Here is an 18,661-nt window from a genome sequence, read left to right as displayed (position 1 = left end):
AATGGATAAAGCAATTATCGTTTTCTCGAGAAAAGGTTTATTCCAAAAAACACTTTCAGCTTTTGATATTCGTAGTCGAGAGCATGCACGTAAATTATGGCCTTTAGTTTCTTTTGATGAATCAAGGCAAATGGTGACTTGGGTTAGTCCCTCTTTTGAGAATGGAAGATTACGTAGACGTGCTCATTTTAGGGTTTTACCTACTCAAACTAGTTATAATCCAAAGCAACATTTTGATAATCAAGAAAATCATCGTTGGAATACGGTGAAGGAAAGTACTGAACATCGTCTAGCAAAAGAATTGATTACTGCTGAAATTTCTAGAAGGCTCAATTACGGTTTGGGAATGCCATGGAGATTTAAGGATAAAGATGTATCTAATTTCCCTTTCCTTGGGAATTTGTTGCTTGGTGCTGATAGAGTAGTTATGGAACATCCGTTGAAAACTCCTTTCGGTAGTCAATTTCGTCTTGATATAGCAGTGCTTGGTTCCCCCATTCATTCCGAAGAGATGGTGCTTGGTGGTGTAGAGATTGAATTAGGTCATGCTTTTGATGGTCGTAAAGCTTTGATCGGGAAATCATTAGGTTTTCCTCTTATCTCAATTGATATTACTGAAATGACCTTGGATGAGCTTACTCCTGAATGGGCAAGTCAAGTGCTGACTGCAACTACATACGATCATGAACAGGGGCGTAGGCAGACATATATTTATATCCATGATTTATTGTATCCGCTTTATGCACAGATACCTTCATTTATTGATAATGAGAAACGACATCAATTTTTGATATTTGCAGATAATCCTACATTAGATAAATTGAATAGTTGGATGAAGAAGCTTGCCCAAAAATTAAATTATCAAAATGGAGAGGTAGCAGTTGCGATAGTTAATGCAAAAAATGAGCAGTCACGCAAAATGTTGGAACGAGCTGGGCAAGTAGCTGGACCAGATTGGGAAGAATTTAATAATCAACGGTGTTTAAGATTGACGATTCCAAGGCCAACGGACTCAAACGATCTAAAAAATCATCGATTCCATATGACAATGGCTCGGCTATTGTTATCACATTCAGATTCTTTGGTTGGCTATAAATACTGCAATGGTATTGATAATGATCGCCCAGACGATGATATTTGGATTGTACGCCGTCGGAGTGCTGATTTAAAAACACTTGAAGAATATCGTGTATTACCAAAACGCTTAGCAGAACCAATAAATAGACTAATGGCAGTAGTTTCCTCTATACAAGATAATTGATTTAAAAAATAATGTTATTAGTCTTTTTATTGGATTGCTCCATTTTCCAGGACATGAGACAGCCTCTTTTGAAGTTACTGTTAAAGCTGCCTTGTGGGTCTATATGATGCCCCCCTAGCTGTTTTATGTCCACATTCGGAAATTAAATAAAGATGTTTTTTAGCACGTGAGGAAATGACATAGAGTAGTCTTCTAGCAACATAATCTTGATGCATATCGCTACAGCCTATTATATTATTCCAGTGGGGTATTTTTCCCTCCAACAATCCAGTGCATATAACGACTTCATATTCGTCACCTTTGGTGGAGTGCGCAGTTGTTATTTTTACTCCTGTGGAGGAGGAGAAGAATTTTTCTAGGTCTGATGCTTTGTAGTCCATGTCATACTTCTTCATTCTCTCCCTTGTCGCATTCAATATGCTTTTCATCTCTTCATTAAATAAGTCATTTTTTGTGAGTTTTATTCTAAGTCTTTCGCAAAAGCTAACTATAATTTCTTCTATCCACTGATCAATTTCTTTGTCAAATTTCACAGTTATTGCATTAACTGCAGTTAGAATAGTTTTAGGATTTATACTCTCTTCGTCAAAGAAAATGTCATTTAATTTTTCTGAAATTTCATTAGCGTACCGTTTTCTTTTTATGTAATTGTGGATATTTGGCTTGGTCAGCATTAGTCGAATTAATGCCAGCCAAATGTTATTTTGATTTTTAGGTATAGGTGAAATCAAAACGCCATCGATATTAAAGCCTATATTTAGTGCACTAATGTTTTTTGAGATATTTATAACATCGAACCAGCTAGGACAGAGAATTGCTATTTCTTGTTCAGGGATACCTTGCGTAAGGTGCAACTTAACAATATCACCCACATAAACTGCAAGGTCATCTTTATGAATACTTTTCTCTAAATGAACGACAGAAGGGTAGTCTCTTAAATCAGATTTAGAGTTTATTTTATATCCTTCTTCTTGGTATTTAAGATAATGGTTAATTATTTTTTGGCTACTACGAAAGCAACCCGTCAAGCGCTTTTCTTGTAAAGAGAAATCGAGTTCAAAAAAGCTTTCTAGTTCTGTTTTACTTTTAACAACTGCACCTAGACCTGTGTAAATAGCCTGCTCACTATCTCCTATCATTGTTATTTTGGTTTGCTTCTGTCTAATAATACATTTTAGTATCTCATACTGCATTACTGATGTATCTTGGTATTCGTCTACAAGTATATGGTAGAAAAGATTTCCTAGACGTTTACAGAGCTTCGGATTAGATTGTAGCAGTTGGTGGCTGATATTTAGTATTAAATCGAAATCAATATAGTTGTTTTCTGCTAGATACTTATGGTATTCAAGGACTAAATTGTACTTTTTAGTTCCTGCTGGATATTTGGGGTTATAATCTAGACCAAGAGCAGTGTCGATGTTGTCATAAAATTTGAAGCCATAGTTTTCTTTAAGTTCTGACAACTTGGTTTCTTTCTCGTGCTCATCTATCACAACAAAGCCACCGCATAGCCGAGGTATCATGTTGATATTTGGCTTGATTATCCATTGAAAGCAGAGAGCATGTATTGTGCCGATCCAAAGTGATTTGCTTTCCAACCCATAGGAAAGAAGTCTTTCTTGAATTGTGTCTGCTGCAATATTTGTGTATGTAATAGCAACTACTTTCCGCTTACCAATTGAAAGTCCTTCTGAATTATCAATTATGTGGTGGAGCTTTGAGACAAGCGTTCTGGTCTTTCCTGAACCTGGGCAAGCTGAAAGCAACATGCTGTCATTGTGTACGACAGCATCCATCTGTTCATCAGTTAAGTTCTTATATGGCATTATATTTCCCAAAAACGAATAAAAGTGTCATTATCGTAATAGGTCTTATAAACAGCTATTTTTTCCTCAAAGCTATTACATTCGTTTATTTCGTCTTGATATCCCTGATCCATAGCTGCAACATTATATTCCATCATTTTTGAAGCTATTACATCTATGTCTCTATCAGACAGAGAAAACTTAATAGCTTTTAGGATGTATGCAGGGATAATATTCTCGATTGTTATATGGTTTACCATCTCAGCAGCAAGCCAGCCTTTACCTATTTTTTTTGCAAACTTTAATGCGTGGTGATATTTTTTTGCCGTATCGCTGGAATTTATATTTATAAGAGCTGCTTCAAGATCGGCTTTTCTTGTATAGGTCGTTCTTATTACCGATTCAAACAAGTTAACGTTTTCGGAGTAATTGATTAATTCGGTTTCAAAAGTATTTTCTGCATAAAAAGCACTAACGTAGGTATTGTTAACTGTGTAATCATCTAGAGCAATCTTCCTACCTGCTCCTGACATTTGAGCATTTAATTGAGACTTTATATATTCCTCATTTGCGAAAGAATCATTTTCTTGCGTTATAAATGCTTTATCTAAATCAGTGAGAATGGAACAGTAGCTGCGGATTCTATCTTCATGAAATAGATCAGATATATGCGTGAATACCGTTCCGTCCATTTTTATTAGGCTAATGCCCATTTCTTCTAGGCTTACTCCTAGCGTCTTTTTTACTAATGCAGGTATAAGTATTAATTCTGCATCACCTTCTACGAGAATTACACTTTTTGCAAATAGAATATCACTTCGGATAGCATCTAAATATCTTTCAATACATCGAATATTTCTGAGTTCTAGTTTATTAGATGGGATATACACTTCAGTTTTTACATCTTTTCTTGAAAGTATATTCATAGAGGAAATGTTTGATACAGAGCTTATTTGTGTAGAGTGAGTTGATACGAATACCTGTGTGTTTTTAAAATTGAAATTTTCAAAAAGTGTTTTTTGAATATGATTATGAATATGAGCTTCAGGCTCTTCAATCATCAAGAAGTGGGTTATGTGTTCCTCGTTGTCACGAATTGATTCATATTCATAAAGTTTTAGAGCTAGATATATAAGGTTCGCTCCACCAAGGCTAAGGTCTTCTATTCTTCCAGTTCCTTGATAGCTTAAAGAGTCTTCCACGACTAGACCAAGAGATTGAATTAATTCGATAAAGTCTTCTGGAAGCTGTGATGATACTTGAATTTTAGGTGAATAAGTTGAGCCTATAGTACTTAGTAATGAGCGAGAAATATCATTGCTGAGATTTTCGATTTCGGGTATCGAGGATATTTTTTGATTGACTTTAATTATGTCATTAACAATGCTTTTGTCATCATTGATCTGTTTACTTTTTAAGGTCAGTAGCTTGTACAGAGGATTAGTTTTGTAATATTTGAGATCTGCAACCACATTTCTAAGTGCTTTTACGTAAGTACAGGCAACTTCATTTACTAAAGAAAAATATGGAGGTTTTTTATTGCCAATCAGCTCTTCACTTTCTAAATTTGGGTCTGGGAATATATATTGTTTAAAGTCTCCGACGTGGTCCCGGTATATGCTTTCATCAGCTAGATCTATTTTTGTTCGAACAAATGCCACAGGTTCATAAGTTTCTCTTGATATTGTGTGTGAGGAGCAGAATTCAAGAATTTTATCTTTACGAGTGTTAAGGTCTCGATGATCATTGCTAATTTGGTGAAGTTCTTGTCTGAATGAAAATTTCGGCCTAAAAATAAAGGTGTAAGTTCCTTTCGTTGATGTCTTATGATCTTCTCCATCATTTAATATGTAGTTCGCTAAAACTTGCTGTTCTTCTGTATCCCCTAAACCAGAAAAATTGAGGGAAATGATTATCCAATGCCCAAATGGTTCTCCTAGTCCTCTGTGAAAATCCTCCCTAGAAAGGAATTTTGCATTAGCAGGCAATGAGTCATCTAGAATCAATCTCATGGCTTGGAAAACATTAGTTTTACCAGAGGCATTTTCACCAATGATGTTGTTTACCGATTTTCTTTTGAACTTAAATTTTTCCTGCTTGAAGTTTTTATAGTTAACGATAGATAATTGGCTAATATACATGGTGTTATGGTGCCTTGAACTTTTGGTCAATTAGTGATAGTAGAGATATATTGTGTAGCACAAAATCATGTGATATGGAATCAATAACTTATGTAATAAGCAAGAACACATGCCGTTGAATACCTGTAAAGGAAGTGAATGAGTAAAACAAACTAGGTAGCTCAGGAACTGAAAAAATTGCATTGCTCGTTTCAGGTCAAGCGAAACTGGGTGAGGCTACTAGTCTACGGAATTCCTGTGTATCACTTGACTCAAATAGAAACAGAAATAATGCTTAGATAGATTGTTGAAGCATTTATTTTCTGTTGGTTACTTAAAGTATGTAGTACAGAATTCAGCCCAATCAGCCATTAAACTTTTACGTTTTTCAAGATAGGCACCACGTAAATAAGCGGCTTCAACTTCATCAGGTAGTTTGTGAGCTAGAACATGCTCGCAGACTTCTCTAGGGTAATCGGTTTTATCAGCTGACCAGTCACGAAATGTCGACCTAAAACCATGTGTGGTAATTACTCGATTTTGTTTCGGGTCAATATAGCCTAAGCAATTTTCCTTGAGTTTTTGTTCATGCATACGCTTAATCAAAGCAGTTAAGGACATGTCTGAAAGCATGCTACCAGTACGAGGTGCAGGGAAAATATAACTTTGAGATCTGGTATGAGTCTGAATTGACTTTAATAATTCAATTGCTGGTTCTGAAAGTGGAACACGATGTTCTTTTTCAGCTTTCATGCGCTCTTTTGGAATAGTCCAGACTTTATTTTTAAAATCAATTTCTTGCCAAGTTGCTCCAAAAATTTCCCCAGAGCGACATGCTGTTAAAATTGCAAATTCTAAAGCTTTAGGGGAAATCCCATCTTTTTGACGGAGGTGCTGAACGAATGTAGCAATCTGATCATAAGGCAAAGATGGATGAGGGCGTGATTCCTGCTTTAAGTTACCTAATATAGGTTCAAGATTACCTTTCCATTCAGCAGGGTTGTCACCTTCAAAATACTCCATAGCCTTTGCATAATCAAAAATAGTCTCAATACGACCACGAATACGTTTAGCTGTTTCGTTCTTCTCAATCCAGATAGGTCTAAGAACTTCAGCAATATCAACTTTAGTAATTGTGCCAATATTAATATCACCAAGAGTAGGATAGATATAAGTTTCTAATGTGGTAGACCATTGAGCAATATGCTTCTGATTCTTTAATTCACGAGATTTATTGGCAATCACAATCTGAGCACATTCACGGAAAGTACGATTACGAAGTTTTTGAATACGTAAAGCTTGAAGTTGATCTTGTTTTTGTTGGATAGGATCATTCCCATTTCGGATTTGGGCTTTCATTTCATGAGCTTTAGCCCTTGCTTCTGCTAGTGACACTTCTGGGTAAGATCCCAATCCAATATCACGGCGATGAAGTTGCTGTTTTCCATTTTCATCAAAGCGCTGACCTACAACAACACGTAGAACCCAAGCACGAGAGTCGTTCACAATACGCAGGTGCAAACCATTGACACCGCCTACAGCATGCCTGCCATTTCCTTTGATTTTTGCTACACTGAGCGCAGAGAGTTCTTTGGCTTTCTTAGGCATAGGCTTGTTCTTGTCCCACATAAAAACCCACATAGAATATTTGAAATGACTGGGTTTGGCAAGACGTGGTTGGAAAGATATTTATTTAAGTTATTGAAAAATAAATTTATGTTGGATTGGGTTGGACGGCATAATACTGGTGTTATACGGACACCGCTTCCGCCAAATTCTGAATCAAGCCCTTGTGAAAGCAAGGGCTTTTTTCTTGCCTATAATTTGGCATAGATTATTATATTTTGAATTTAATCTAGTAACTAAAACTTTATGCGATGTAGTGTTGGAAGTAACAAATGAAAACACTCTAATATTTAGAGGAGTGACCCAGTATTAGAGTGTAAGCATTCAAGTTTTTACGCTAGAAAAGTTTCTTGTAAATAGCTCCATTTCATTTTGCCATTAATCTCTTCAATCAACCCACACGAGCGTCGAATCAATACGCCTGAAGCTTTGGTGTGTTTTTCTGTATAGGTAAGTACGATAGCGTGTTCGGTCTGTAACAAAACTTGCTCATCATAAATTTCAATTTGGATATCTGGCATTTTTCCTTGATTTTGACTAAATAGATTGCTGACTTCCTGTAGGGTAATACGTTTTCCAGCAGCACCAACCATTTCAAAATGCTCAGCAAAATGGTCAATGAGTGCTGGGAGATCCTGTTCAGCATGTTTACCACTAAATACTTTTTCAATAAGTACATGCATCGTGTGGATGCTTTCAATTGCTTGTTCTTTTACAAGTGCCATATCCATTTCCATATATCAATTATAGGCTTCATTTTAAATCAAAAATAAATGTAAAATTCAATATAATTTTAAAATAATTTTTAGGGGAATATCTTGAATATTAAAAAATATAGTTTGTTTTTATCTAATAAAATATTTAAATATCAATATATTATGTATGGTTTTACTGTGTAAGTCTGAATAAATAAAATTTTAATAAAACGAAAAGGTATATTTTTATACCTAAAATATTATGGAAAATTCCATGTAAAAGTAATAAAAATGACAAGTTTGTTTTGCTAGCTGAAAATTGATCAGAAAAGGAAATGTATTTTGATCATGGATTTTTAGTATTAGGGCAAATGAAAAAAATGGCATAAACAAGGAAGAAAGATGGATACGCATTCAACTGAGCCTAGAAGGGCTAAATCGAATATTTATGCGTGGTATGTAGTTTTACTCTGCATGTTGGCATATATATTTTCATTCATAGATCGGCAAATATTAGCTTTGATGATTGAACCGATTAAGGCAGATCTTGGGCTTTCTGATACGCAATTTAGTTTATTACATGGTTTGGCTTTTTCATTATTTTACGCATTTATGGGATTACCTTTGGCATATTTAGCTGACCGGTTTTCTCGACCAAAAATTATTGCAGTTGGCGTGGTGTTTTGGAGTATTGCAACAGCATTCTGTGGTCTAAGTAAGAATTTTATTCAACTGTTTTTAAGCCGAATGGGAGTAGGAGTAGGAGAAGCAGCATTATCCCCAGCAGCATATTCGATGTTTAGTGATATGTTTAGTAAAGATAAACTAGGACGTGCAGTCGCTGTATATTCGATAGGTTCTTTTGTTGGTGGTGGTATCGCCTTTTTAGTTGGGGGCTATGTCATTGGTTTACTCAAAAATATGGATGCAATTCAGGTGCCTATATTTGGTGCGCTTAAAGCATGGCAAGCAGCGTTTATATTGGTTGGTTTACCTGGTGTATTTATTGGTTTGTTGGTTTTACTTACGGTAAGGGAACCGCAGCGTAAAGGTCAACGTTTAAATGCGCAAGGTGAGGTCGAAAAGACCAGCATAAAAGATACATTTAAGTTTATTAAAAAGCATGGTTTAACTTTTAAATGTCATTATTTAGGTTTTACTTTTTATGCAATGGCTTTGTATTGTTTAATTAGTTGGTCTCCAGCATTTTATATGCGTAAGTTTGGCTTAACACCAACAGAAGCAGGTTATATGTTGGGTAGTGTTCTACTTGTGGCGAATATTCTTGGTGTATTTTGTGCGGGTTGGTTAAATGATTGGTTAATTCAAAAGGGGCGTAAGGATGCGCCAATGATCACTGGTGTTATTGGGATTATAGGATTAATTCTACCCATCATGATTTTTACTCAAGTGAATCAGCTGTGGTTATCTGTCGTGTTTTTAGTTCCAGCAATGTTTTTTGCCTCTTTTCCTATGCCAATTTCAACAACAGCAATGCAGATGTTGGCTCCAAATCAGTTGCGTGCACAAATTTCTTCTATATTTTTATTAATTAGTAACTTAGTTGCTGTTGGAATAGGGACTACTTTGGTTGCACTGATTACGGATCAGGTTTTTAAAAATCCATTAATGGTGGGGATGTCTCTTTCTATAGTGGGCTCTATTTCTTGTGTACTGGCATTTATTTTACTTAAAAGAGGCTGCCAAGCATTTAGCGATAGTATGCAACAGGAACAGGGTTAGGGTGGTGTTTGTGCCAGATAGGATCAAAGTTTATTGCTTAATCATGGGCTTTGATCCTTTCTTGTAATTTGTATTGTGACTGCAATTGATATGCAATGATCAAATACCATTAAAACACTAGATATAAGCCCATTTACTGCTAGGTTTATGGGCCTTTGTGTTTTAACTCGTCGGCATGAGATTAAACAGTTTTTTTAGTTGAGCATTGAGATGATGGAGTTCCTCATCATCAAAGGCATTTAAAATTCCAGATAAGGCAACCTGACTAATTTGATTGATTTGTTCAACAAGCTCTTGGCCTTTGCTTGTTAGTTTGACCATTGAAATTCGCTCATCTGTTTCTGATGAAAAAACTTGCACAATATCATCTTCAACCAATCGGTAAATCGCTTTAGTTGCTGTTGTAAGTTTAATGGTAGATAAATTGGCAATATCGGTAATACTGGCCTGTTGTAAGGCATTGGTACTCAGAATAATCTTACGACGAGTATTGTCTATGCCTAGTTTTTTTATAGATTTTTCAATTAATTGTGTGTATTTGCCATTCACTTGAGAGACCCAAAAAAAAGGATAGCTCTGTAGACTGTCAGGTTCGTTGTTAGGCAAGAATTGTTCTAAATGATTCAGCATGGAAGAGTCATAACATTTTAAAAGTGGACTGAGGACATTATACAAAAATTAAAAATATTTTCTTTGTTCTTGATGATGAAAAATACTTGACAATTCCATCACTTTTTCCGATATTTGCATATATAGGAAAAATACATGGAAAAGTGAATGAATATTATTGTACAAGATGTACAAAAAGGTACAGGTACGTTGAGAGTAATGGTGAAGGATTCCATTGATATCCAAGGTATGAAAACCATGGCTGGTAGTCAGGCATTGATGCACAGTGATGCGGCGCAAGAAAATGCAACTGTAGTTGATCGAATTTTGGCGGCAGATTGTCAAATTACTGCCAAGACTAACTTGCATGAGCTGGCATTTGGTATTACAGGAATCAATCACACTTTTGGCACAGCACTTAATCCAAAATATCCAAAACTTATTCCTGGTGGTTCCTCAAGTGGTTCTGCGGCAGCAATTGCAGCAGGTCTTGCTGACTTTACTTTAGGTACAGATACAGGTGGATCAATTCGTATGCCTGCAGCTTGCTGTGGTGTGTATGGCTTAAAACCTACCTTTAATCGAGTGAGCCGAGTTGGTGTTCATCCTGAAAATAGTTCACTCGATTGTGTTGGGCCTTTTGCTGCATCAATTGAGATGATTGAAATTGCAATGCAGATTATTGATACAAATTTTCAAGTGTCTACAGCTTTAACACAAGCACCTAAACTCGCATTTTTAAATGTGCAGGCTGAAACAGAAGTGCTCGAATGTATTCATAATTATTTGAATCAGGCCAAAATTGGAGCTTCAGCTGTTTCTCTAGAGCACTTTGAGGCTGCGTTTTCTGCTGGGATGCAGATGATTAATTATGAAAATTGGCAGTCTTATGGCGACTTAACCAAGACTCATTTGCTGGGTGCTGATGTCCAACAAAGGTTACTTAAGGCTGCAGATACAACTTTGGCACAAGTGGAACAAGCTCAACTGATTAAAGCAGACTTTAGTGCCGAATTAGATGCGCTGCTTGATCAATATGATGCACTCATTTTACCGACTTTACCGCAGATTCCACCTCAGGTTGTAGATGCGGAAAATACCGCTGCATTTTTAAATTTAACCAGTTTGGTACGACCATTTAATTTATCTGGACATCCTGCAATTTCACTGCCATTAGAAACTGAAACAGGCTTGCCTGTAGGACTTCAAATCGTGGCTAAGCATGGTGCAGATGAACATTTATGCGCTATTGCGAAATATATAGTGAAAGCTGCGCAGTAAAAGACAAGGAATTAGGGAATGAATACTTTATCTACAAAGGAATTTGTGATGGACAGTAATACAACTGAATTGGAAGCTTTGTGTCAGGAAATTCGTCAACGTGCATGTAGTGGTGAGTTCGATCAGCAAGCCTATGTGAGTCAAGACATCATTCATAAATTAAAAGAGATTGGTGTTTATCGTGCTTTTGTACCCAAATGTTTTGGTGGGAACGAATGGTCACCCAAACAATTTTGTGAATTGATTGAAAAGCTTTCTAAAGCAGATGGTTCTGTAGGTTGGGTTGCAAGTTTTGGTATGAGCCCTGCGTATCTTGGTAGCCTACCTGAATCAACACTAGAACAACTCTATAAAGATAGTCCAGATTTGGTCTTTGCAGGTGGAATATTCCCACCGCAACCCGCAGAAGTGACTAAAGATGGCGTCATAGTCAATGGGCGCTGGAAATTTTCGAGTGGTTGCATGGGGGCAGATATTGTTGGTGTTGGAATTTCTCCGCAAAAAAACAATGAAACTCAAGGCCTACCACGGATGGCAGTTATGCCTGCATCTGAAGTTGCTATTGAAATGACTTGGGATACTGTTGGGCTAAAAGGCACTGGAAGTCATGATTTAGTTGTGAAGGATGTACTCGTAAAAAAAGAGTGGACCTTTGTACGTGGTGAGCCATCAAAACGACCAGAACCTTTTTTTAAATATCCTTCATTGTCATTGGCAACACAGGTATTAACTGTTGTGGGTATTGGTGTTGCCGCTGCAGCTTTAGAAGAATTTCAACAATTAGCTCCAGCAAAATCATCCATTACGGGTGGTGCGGAAATTGCTGGGCGGCCTGTTACACAGTATGAGTTTGCACAAGCTGAGGCTGAATTTAAAGCGGCTCGTCATTGGTTTTATGACACGATGCAAACAGTTTGGGACGGTATTGTTGCTGGTCATACGCCTACTACAGAACAAATTAGCGACATGCGTTTGTCATGTACTCATGTTGCACGGGTGTGCGCACGAGTGACACGAAAAATGCAGATGCTTGCAGGCATGACCGCTATCTATACGAATAATCCTTTTAGTCGTTTCGTCAATGACAGCAATGTGGTGACTCAACATGCCTTTATGGGGGATGCAACGCTGCAAAATGCAGGTTTAGTCAGCTTCGGCATGAAACCAACTCCAGGTTATTTGTAAGTCAAATGCTAGCGTGAGTCATATGTAGAGAAAGATGATATGGACGATCCAATTGATATAAAGAACCTTTTACAGAGATTACAACAGCTTGAAGCACAAAATGCGATTCGTAACTGTATAAATCGCTATATGGAAATTTGTGATGGTTTAAATGCGCAGACAGATCTTAATGAATTAATGGCTCTTTTTGATTTGGACAGTATTTGGGAAGGGATAGGTGATAAGTACCGCCAGTCTTTTGGTCGTCATGAGTCTTGGCAAGCTATTTTTGACATGTTCAAAAGTTATACCAAGCAAGAATCTCATTTTGTGATGAATGCTCATTTTGTCAGCTCAGAGCAAATTTATGTTCAAGCGGATCAAGCTCATGGCACTTGGTTAATGTTGCAAACCTCAAGTTTTCAGAACAATCAGAGCCACCTAAATGCTGCAAAACTTATTGTGCAGTTTAAACAACAAACAGATGGTTGTTGGAAGATCAAACATTTTCAGACTGAAAACATTTTTAGTCGCCCAATCTCGCATTGGGATAGTACAGCCGAATTGCCAGTACCGTCTCAGCAATAAATTATGGATAGATTGAAAAGGATAACTGATATGAACAGTATAATTCCCATGCAAAATATAGATATTGATTACAACGAGTTAGTTCAAAGTGATCGTGTACATACTTCTTTATATAAGGACAAAGCGATCTTTGATGAAGAAATGGAAAAAATCTATTACAGCACTTGGGTTTGGGTTGCACATGCAAGTGAAATTCCAGAAGGTGGTAGTTATAAAACCATAAATATTGGTCAACAACCTGTGGTTGTTGTGCGGGATCGTAAGAAAAAAGTACATGTTTTATTAAATCGTTGCCGACATCGTGCAGCGACTGTTTGTGAGCATAAAAAAGGCAAGACCAATAGTTTTGTTTGTCCATACCATGGCTGGAGTTATGCTTTAGACGGTTCTCTACGTGGAGTACCATCACCTGAGAGCTATGGTGAATGTCTTGATAAGTCTGAATTTCCTTTAATTAGTCTACGTGTAGAAGAATATAATGGAATGATCTTTGCCAGCTTTAAACAAGATATTGAACCTTTAGAAGATTTCTTAGGTGCTGCAAAAAAATGGATTGATTTGTTCATGAAACAAGGTGCAGGTTATCCAATCAAAGTTTTGGGTGAACATCGTTTCCGTTTTCCTGGCAACTGGAAAATTCAGTTGGAAAATACCACAGATGCTTACCATTTCCCTTTAGTGCATAAATCATTCTTAAGTTCCGTTGATGACAAGACAGAAGAATTATTTAACTTTGAAAATCAACCAGGTTTTGTTGAAGATTTGGGTAATGGTCACAGTGTGATGGTCATGATTCCTGAATTAATCGATTTAGAAGAAGAACTAATGGAGCGCCCAATCCAAGAGCGATTTGAGGAACTTGCTCAGGCTTTAAGAGATGAAGGTCATGGAGAGCTTGAAGTTCGCCGTATTGTGCGTGCAGTAGGTGGTTCTGGTTTCAACCTGAACTTATTTCCAAATATTGCTTGTTCTATGGCTTTTTTCCGTGTGATGCAACCTATTTCAGTTGATGAAACTGAAATCCATCATTCAGTCATAACGATGCAGGGCGGTCCGCAAATTGCAAACCAATATCGATTACGTTTACATGAGCATTTTCAAGGCCCATTTGGCTTTGGTACGCCAGATGATGCAGAAGCGTGGGAGCGAGTACAACGTGGTGCTGATGCTGGCCAAGATTTATGGATTATGTTGAATCGTGGACTACCAAGTGAAGTGAAAACCGAAGATGGCTTAAAAAGCGATGTAAGTGCTGAAACTGGGATGCGTGCTGCTTATCAGCAGTGGAAAAAGTTAATGACGGCTTAAGGGGAAGACAATGAAAATGGATTTAAATTTACTCAATGAAGTAACAGCATTCATCTGGGCCGAAGCTGACATGTTGGATCATTCTGAGCATGATGAGTGGCTTAAGCTCTGGGATGAAAAAGGTATATATATCATACCAATCGATCCCACATTAACCGATTATGAAAACAACTTGAACTATGCTTATGACAATGACCATATGCGTAAATTGCGTGTACAACGATTAGAAAATGGTGAAGCGATTTCAACTTCCCCAAGAGCCAATACGGTACGTAGTGTTTCTCGTATACGCATTATTCAAGATCAAGATGGTGTTGTAGTGCTACGTTGTGCGCAAAATTTACGTGAATTTCGCAAGGAAAATATAAAACATTATACAGCCGATGTGACGTTTTATTTGCTTCGTGATGCAGAGCAAGGATTTAAAATTAATCGAAAAATTATCAACTTAGTAAACTCGACCGATACTTTGGCGGGTATTAGTTACATTCTTTAGGAGAGAAAGATGCAACAAGTCGTTTTAGTTACAGGTGCAGCGTCTGGTTTAGGGAATGTAATTGCGGAGTATTTTGCAGCTCAAGGGCATCAAGTCATTGTTTCAGCCAGTACATTGGAGAAAGCAGAACATGCAAAATCTCGTAGTGCCTACGCAGATAATATATTTGCGTTGAAGCTTGATATCTCCGTTGAGGCAGATTTTTATGCAGCTGTGCAGTGGATTAAAGAGAAATTTACCAAGCTTGATGTACTCATTAACAATGCCACTGTAACCAAAGCAACCCCAGTATTAGAGATTAGTGCTGCTGACTTTGATTGGGTAACGCAGGTTAATCAACGTGGCACATTCCAAGCTTGTCAAATTTTAGGCAAGTTTATGGCAGATCAAGGCTATGGTCGAATTATAAATATGGCCTCTTTAGCTGGACAAAATGGTGGAACAGCAACAGGTGCTCACTATGCAGCAACTAAAGGAGCCATTGTGACTTTGACTAAAATCTTTGCTAAAGAATTTGCTGCCAAAGGTGTGACTGTTAATGCCATTGCGCCAGGGCCAATGGAATCTCCAATCGTACATCAGGTTGTATCCGATGAGAAAATGGAACAATTCATCCAAAATATTCCAGTCAAAGCTTTGGGAAGTATGACGTTCATTGCCGAAACTTGTGTGCTATTGGCAAGTCCCAATGCAGCATTTGTAACAGGTGCCACATGGGATATTAACGGTGGATTATTTATGCGTTAAGTCGTTGCTTAAACGCATAATAGGGAGATAAATCATGACAATACTTTATAACGTGCTTGTCAGAAACCATCATGTTGAAGGTGGAAATGTTGCAGTCATTGAACTTGAGTCAACTGATCCAGTGGCATTACCAAAAGTTGAAGCGGGAGCGCATATTGATGTGCATTTGCCAAATGGTATGGTACGACAATACTCACTTTGTCAGAACCCAAACGATACAGGGCGATTCCGTTTAGGAATTTTACGAGATGCGGAGTCTCGTGGTGGTTCAGTGTGTGCTTTTGACGACTTAAAGGTGGGTAGCCAGCTTCAAGTGAGTGAACCGAAAAATTTATTTCCACTTTTGCAATCTCCACATACCATTTTGGTGGGTGGTGGTATAGGCATTACGCCCTTAATCACCATGGCCTATCAGTTATATCACCAAGGTGCATCTTTTGAGTTGCACTACTGTGGGACAAGCCCTGAGCAATGTGCTTTTGTCGATGAAATAAAAAAGGGTGTATTAAGCGCTTTTACAAGGTTTCATTTTAAATCGGCAGGGGCAAATCATCGCGAGTTTTTCCAAACAGCCATTCAAGATATTCGTAAAGATAGCCACATCTATACTTGTGGCCCAAATGGTTTTATGGATTGGATGATTAATTTAGCTACCACTCAGCACTTTCCTGAGCAGCAAATTCACAAAGAACACTTTCAAGTCGATGTTGAAACCAGTGGTGATGCATTTGAAGTGGTGGCACAGCGCAGTGGAAAAACTATTTTGGTGCATGCTGAGGAAACCATTTTACATGCTTTAGCACGTGAAGGAATTGAGATTGAAATGTCATGTGAGCAAGGGGTTTGTGGGACTTGTATGTGTGATGTGATTGAGGGTGAGCCTGATCATCGTGATGTGTATTTTACTGATGAGGAAAAAATCAGTAACGAACAAATATTGGTCTGTTGTTCTCGTTCAAAATCGGCAAGGTTAGTTTTAGATATTTAAATGCTTTATTTGTTTGAGGCGATATCAAACACAGGATAGTAGAAAATAAATTCAGGAGTGAATAATGAATTCGTTAAAATCAATGGATGGAATGACTATAGATCCCATGCAGTTTAGACGTGCTTTAGGTAATTTTGCTACAGGAGTAACAATTATTACGGCGCAAAATGCTCAGGGTGAAAAAGTTGGAGTAACTGCAAATAGCTTTAACTCTGTGTCTTTAGACCCACCGCTGATACTTTGGAGTATTGATAAAAAATCATCAAGTTTCTCAGTATTTGAAGAAGCAACGCATTTTGCAGTGAATATTTTATCTGGCTCACAGATTGATCTTTCTAATAAATTTTCGCGCCGTAATGTCGACAAATTTGAAGGAACGAGTTATCAACTTGGGGCTGGTCAAGCACCATTACTCGATCATTGTTCAGCTGTGTTTGAATGTGAACGTCATCAAATTATTGAGGGCGGTGATCACTGGATTATGATCGGAAAAGTTGTAAATTTCCATGATGAGGGACGTAGTCCACTGGTTTATCATCAAGGGGCTTATTCGGGGGTAATACCACATCCTTTATTGCAATTGAAAAATACTGTTGAACAAGAAGATGTTGGTCAGTTACATCAAGGCCATTTGCATAGTAATGTATGTTATTTAATGAGCCGTGCTTTTAAGTTTTATCAAACTGATTATATTCCTAAGCAATTGGTGACTGGTTTTCGTACCAGTGAAGCACGCTTGTTATTGGTTTTAGGCAGTGGAACAGCGTCAAATAAAGCGGATTTACCTCGAGATATTGCAATGCCAATGCAAGAAGTAGAACAAGCAGCAACTATTCTTAAACAAGATGGTTTGTTACTTGAAGCAGATGGCTTTTTCAAATTGACAGAAAAGGGTAAAAAGACGGCACACTATTTATTTGATATTGCAGACAGCCATCAAAATGAAGTTTTTGAAAAATATCCTGAAAGTGAGCAAGAGATTTTTATTAAAATTTTAAAGGATATTGCCGGTATTATATAAATTGAAAAAAGCAATTGATCAAGGACGTGATTTATTGTTAAGCGAGGGCTGTTTAAGCAGATACATTGATGCGTAACTGCTAAGCAGCCACTCAAGCTTTCATTTATTTCTGTTGAGGTACATGGATGTGAGACAGGTAATTCAAAATGAAATTAGTACATGGACACAGCATATTCAAGGGGTTTGTGGTGAGTTTGAAACCCGATTTGATGGACAGAGTGCTTTGTTTATTGGTGAAGTGAACTCCTTTTTACTCGGCAGCACAGAAATTGCATTTATTAAAAGTAATGCCAGTTTTATTGAAAGACATCCTGGTATTTTGGATCGAGTAAAAGATAAATTTTGTTTTTTGATTTTACAATATACAGGGCGAATGCTTTTAAAATATCGCAATGAAACTTTGTTTTTAAGTGAAGGCGATATAGTATTACTCGATTCTGACGAACATATAGCGATGTATCCTCAGGGCTTATTTAGCCATATTTCAGTACATCTTTCTCGTGACAAGCTATTTAAACAGGGTATTACTACAGCACACTTTGGTAAATTGATTAGTCATAACATGAGTGCTCATTTACTTAAAAACATGCTGCAAACAATTTCTAGAGATAATATTGAAGTTTGGTATGCCAAGGAAGATGGAAATGCTTTTGAAGATGCATTAATTGCTTTACTTAAACCAACGATACATTATAAAAATACTCAGTTTGTAGACTCATTAAAACTAAAAGCGGAACGTTTTATTTTAGAAAATTTATCACATACACAGCTTTCTCCACAAACTGTTGCAGACCATATAGGCGTGTCATTAAGGCATTTATATCGGCTATTTATTTTTGAACAGCAATCTGTAAATAAGTATATCCAAATGAGGCGATTAGAAAAGATACAGTTTGAACTTAAAGATGCGAAGAATAAAAAGCTGTCTATTACAGAAATTGCGCTTAAATGGGGATTCTCAGATAGTGCTCACTTTTCCAAAATTTTTAAACGTATTTACGGTATTTCACCAAGTAAATTTAGGGATGCAACAGAAAAGTAGAAGCATATTTGCTTAAAATTGCTGTTTTTTTGCTTGTCGTATTGAGTATTCAATATTGGGGTCTTGGACTATGGTTCTCTCTTAGTAAAATGTCATGTTTTGACTGCATTGAGGTCATTGATAGACAAGAATGTAAAGTCTGAAAAGTGATCAAATTAACGTAT

16 protein-coding genes are annotated in these 18,661 nt (G+C 37.1%); 11 read left to right on the top strand and 5 right to left on the bottom strand.

The window, feature by feature from the left end; genetic code table 11:
• Position 1: 1 nt before the first annotated feature.
• Positions 2-1,261 (top strand): hypothetical protein, encoded by a 1,260-nt coding sequence (locus RFH42_RS00695; RefSeq protein ID WP_308973610.1) that lies wholly within the window; start codon positions 2-4, stop codon positions 1,259-1,261.
• 80 nt (positions 1,262-1,341) lie between these two features.
• Here RFH42_RS00695 and RFH42_RS00690 read toward each other — a convergent pair whose 3' ends face one another.
• The 4 genes from RFH42_RS00690 to RFH42_RS00675 all read right to left on the bottom strand — a co-directional run bounded on the left by RFH42_RS00690 (position 1,342) and on the right by RFH42_RS00675 (position 7,540).
• Entirely contained in the window at positions 1,342-3,090 is a 1,749-nt protein-coding gene (locus tag RFH42_RS00690) for an ATP-dependent helicase (protein WP_308973609.1), read from the bottom strand.
• On the bottom strand, positions 3,090-5,210 hold the full coding sequence (locus tag RFH42_RS00685; protein WP_308973608.1) for an ATP-dependent nuclease: 2,121 nt from the start codon (positions 5,208-5,210) through the stop codon (positions 3,090-3,092). Before RFH42_RS00685 ends, RFH42_RS00690 begins: the two co-directional genes overlap by 1 nt.
• Positions 5,211-5,519: 309 nt before the next feature.
• Positions 5,520-6,797, bottom strand: coding sequence for a tyrosine-type recombinase/integrase (locus RFH42_RS00680; RefSeq protein WP_308973834.1), 1,278 nt, complete (start codon positions 6,795-6,797; stop codon positions 5,520-5,522).
• Between the two features lie 350 nt (positions 6,798-7,147).
• The gene (locus tag RFH42_RS00675; RefSeq protein ID WP_308973607.1) at positions 7,148-7,540 is read right to left on the bottom strand and encodes a DUF4440 domain-containing protein; all 393 of its coding nucleotides are present in this window, start codon (positions 7,538-7,540) and stop codon (positions 7,148-7,150) included.
• A gap of 372 nt (positions 7,541-7,912) precedes the next feature.
• On the opposite strand from RFH42_RS00675, the gene RFH42_RS00670 reads away from it, so the two are divergent.
• Positions 7,913-9,253 carry a spinster family MFS transporter gene (locus tag RFH42_RS00670; protein ID WP_308973606.1) on the top strand — a complete coding sequence of 447 codons (1,341 nt, stop codon included), beginning with the start codon at positions 7,913-7,915 and terminating at the stop codon, positions 9,251-9,253.
• Between the two features lie 162 nt (positions 9,254-9,415).
• Here RFH42_RS00670 and RFH42_RS00665 read toward each other — a convergent pair whose 3' ends face one another.
• Positions 9,416-9,883: a MarR family winged helix-turn-helix transcriptional regulator gene (locus tag RFH42_RS00665; protein ID WP_308973605.1), complete on the bottom strand. Its 468-nt coding sequence runs from the start codon at positions 9,881-9,883 to the stop codon at positions 9,416-9,418.
• 147 nt (positions 9,884-10,030) lie between these two features.
• Here RFH42_RS00665 and RFH42_RS00660 point away from each other — a divergent pair, with 147 nt between their 5' ends.
• The 9 genes from RFH42_RS00660 to feaR all read left to right on the top strand — a co-directional run bounded on the left by RFH42_RS00660 (position 10,031) and on the right by feaR (position 18,497).
• Positions 10,031-11,143 (top strand): amidase, encoded by a 1,113-nt coding sequence (locus RFH42_RS00660; protein WP_308973604.1) that lies wholly within the window; start codon positions 10,031-10,033, stop codon positions 11,141-11,143.
• 18 nt (positions 11,144-11,161) lie between these two features.
• Positions 11,162-12,328 (top strand): acyl-CoA dehydrogenase family protein, encoded by a 1,167-nt coding sequence (locus tag RFH42_RS00655; RefSeq protein WP_308973603.1) that lies wholly within the window; start codon positions 11,162-11,164, stop codon positions 12,326-12,328.
• A gap of 39 nt (positions 12,329-12,367) precedes the next feature.
• Positions 12,368-12,895: a nuclear transport factor 2 family protein gene (locus RFH42_RS00650; RefSeq protein WP_308973602.1), complete on the top strand. Its 528-nt coding sequence runs from the start codon at positions 12,368-12,370 to the stop codon at positions 12,893-12,895.
• A 30-nt stretch (positions 12,896-12,925) separates the two neighbouring features.
• Positions 12,926-14,203 carry an aromatic ring-hydroxylating oxygenase subunit alpha gene (locus RFH42_RS00645; RefSeq protein ID WP_308973601.1) on the top strand — a complete coding sequence of 426 codons (1,278 nt, stop codon included), beginning with the start codon at positions 12,926-12,928 and terminating at the stop codon, positions 14,201-14,203.
• A gap of 10 nt (positions 14,204-14,213) precedes the next feature.
• The gene (locus RFH42_RS00640; RefSeq protein ID WP_308973600.1) at positions 14,214-14,699 is read left to right on the top strand and encodes an aromatic-ring-hydroxylating dioxygenase subunit beta; all 486 of its coding nucleotides are present in this window, start codon (positions 14,214-14,216) and stop codon (positions 14,697-14,699) included.
• 9 nt (positions 14,700-14,708) lie between these two features.
• The gene (locus tag RFH42_RS00635; RefSeq protein ID WP_308973599.1) at positions 14,709-15,446 is read left to right on the top strand and encodes an SDR family NAD(P)-dependent oxidoreductase; all 738 of its coding nucleotides are present in this window, start codon (positions 14,709-14,711) and stop codon (positions 15,444-15,446) included.
• Between the two features lie 34 nt (positions 15,447-15,480).
• Positions 15,481-16,434, top strand: coding sequence for a PDR/VanB family oxidoreductase (locus tag RFH42_RS00630; protein ID WP_308973598.1), 954 nt, complete (start codon positions 15,481-15,483; stop codon positions 16,432-16,434).
• A gap of 64 nt (positions 16,435-16,498) precedes the next feature.
• Positions 16,499-17,455, top strand: a complete 957-nt coding sequence (locus RFH42_RS00625; RefSeq protein WP_374990797.1) for a p-hydroxyphenylacetate 3-hydroxylase reductase component — start codon at positions 16,499-16,501, stop codon at positions 17,453-17,455.
• Between the two features lie 127 nt (positions 17,456-17,582).
• Positions 17,583-18,497 (top strand): transcriptional regulator FeaR, encoded by a 915-nt coding sequence (gene feaR, locus RFH42_RS00620; protein ID WP_308973597.1) that lies wholly within the window; start codon positions 17,583-17,585, stop codon positions 18,495-18,497.
• Positions 18,498-18,661: the final 164 nt, after the last annotated feature.

Source organism: Acinetobacter rudis (genome assembly GCF_031157835.1).
GTDB lineage: Bacteria > Pseudomonadota > Gammaproteobacteria > Pseudomonadales > Moraxellaceae > Acinetobacter > Acinetobacter rudis_A.
The sequence above is the reverse complement of the archived record's forward strand: the minus strand, read 5'-3'. Positions and strand labels throughout refer to the sequence as shown.

What these genes read in the sequence shown, in the direction of transcription:
- RFH42_RS00695 (WP_308973610.1), top strand. Translation starts at nt 2, where the DNA reads ATGGATAAAGCAATTATCGTTTTCTCGAGAAAAGGTTTATTCCAAAAA.
- RFH42_RS00690 (WP_308973609.1), bottom strand. Translation starts at nt 3,090, where the DNA reads ATGCCATATAAGAACTTAACTGATGAACAGATGGATGCTGTCGTACAC.
- RFH42_RS00685 (WP_308973608.1), bottom strand. Translation starts at nt 5,210, where the DNA reads ATGTATATTAGCCAATTATCTATCGTTAACTATAAAAACTTCAAGCAG.
- RFH42_RS00680 (WP_308973834.1), bottom strand. Translation starts at nt 6,797, where the DNA reads ATGCCTAAGAAAGCCAAAGAACTCTCTGCGCTCAGTGTAGCAAAAATC.
- RFH42_RS00675 (WP_308973607.1), bottom strand. Translation starts at nt 7,540, where the DNA reads ATGGCACTTGTAAAAGAACAAGCAATTGAAAGCATCCACACGATGCAT.
- RFH42_RS00670 (WP_308973606.1), top strand. Translation starts at nt 7,913, where the DNA reads ATGGATACGCATTCAACTGAGCCTAGAAGGGCTAAATCGAATATTTAT.
- RFH42_RS00665 (WP_308973605.1), bottom strand. Translation starts at nt 9,883, where the DNA reads ATGCTGAATCATTTAGAACAATTCTTGCCTAACAACGAACCTGACAGT.
- RFH42_RS00660 (WP_308973604.1), top strand. Translation starts at nt 10,031, where the DNA reads ATGAATATTATTGTACAAGATGTACAAAAAGGTACAGGTACGTTGAGA.
- RFH42_RS00655 (WP_308973603.1), top strand. Translation starts at nt 11,162, where the DNA reads ATGAATACTTTATCTACAAAGGAATTTGTGATGGACAGTAATACAACT.
- RFH42_RS00650 (WP_308973602.1), top strand. Translation starts at nt 12,368, where the DNA reads ATGGACGATCCAATTGATATAAAGAACCTTTTACAGAGATTACAACAG.
- RFH42_RS00645 (WP_308973601.1), top strand. Translation starts at nt 12,926, where the DNA reads ATGAACAGTATAATTCCCATGCAAAATATAGATATTGATTACAACGAG.
- RFH42_RS00640 (WP_308973600.1), top strand. Translation starts at nt 14,214, where the DNA reads ATGAAAATGGATTTAAATTTACTCAATGAAGTAACAGCATTCATCTGG.
- RFH42_RS00635 (WP_308973599.1), top strand. Translation starts at nt 14,709, where the DNA reads ATGCAACAAGTCGTTTTAGTTACAGGTGCAGCGTCTGGTTTAGGGAAT.
- RFH42_RS00630 (WP_308973598.1), top strand. Translation starts at nt 15,481, where the DNA reads ATGACAATACTTTATAACGTGCTTGTCAGAAACCATCATGTTGAAGGT.
- RFH42_RS00625 (WP_374990797.1), top strand. Translation starts at nt 16,499, where the DNA reads ATGAATTCGTTAAAATCAATGGATGGAATGACTATAGATCCCATGCAG.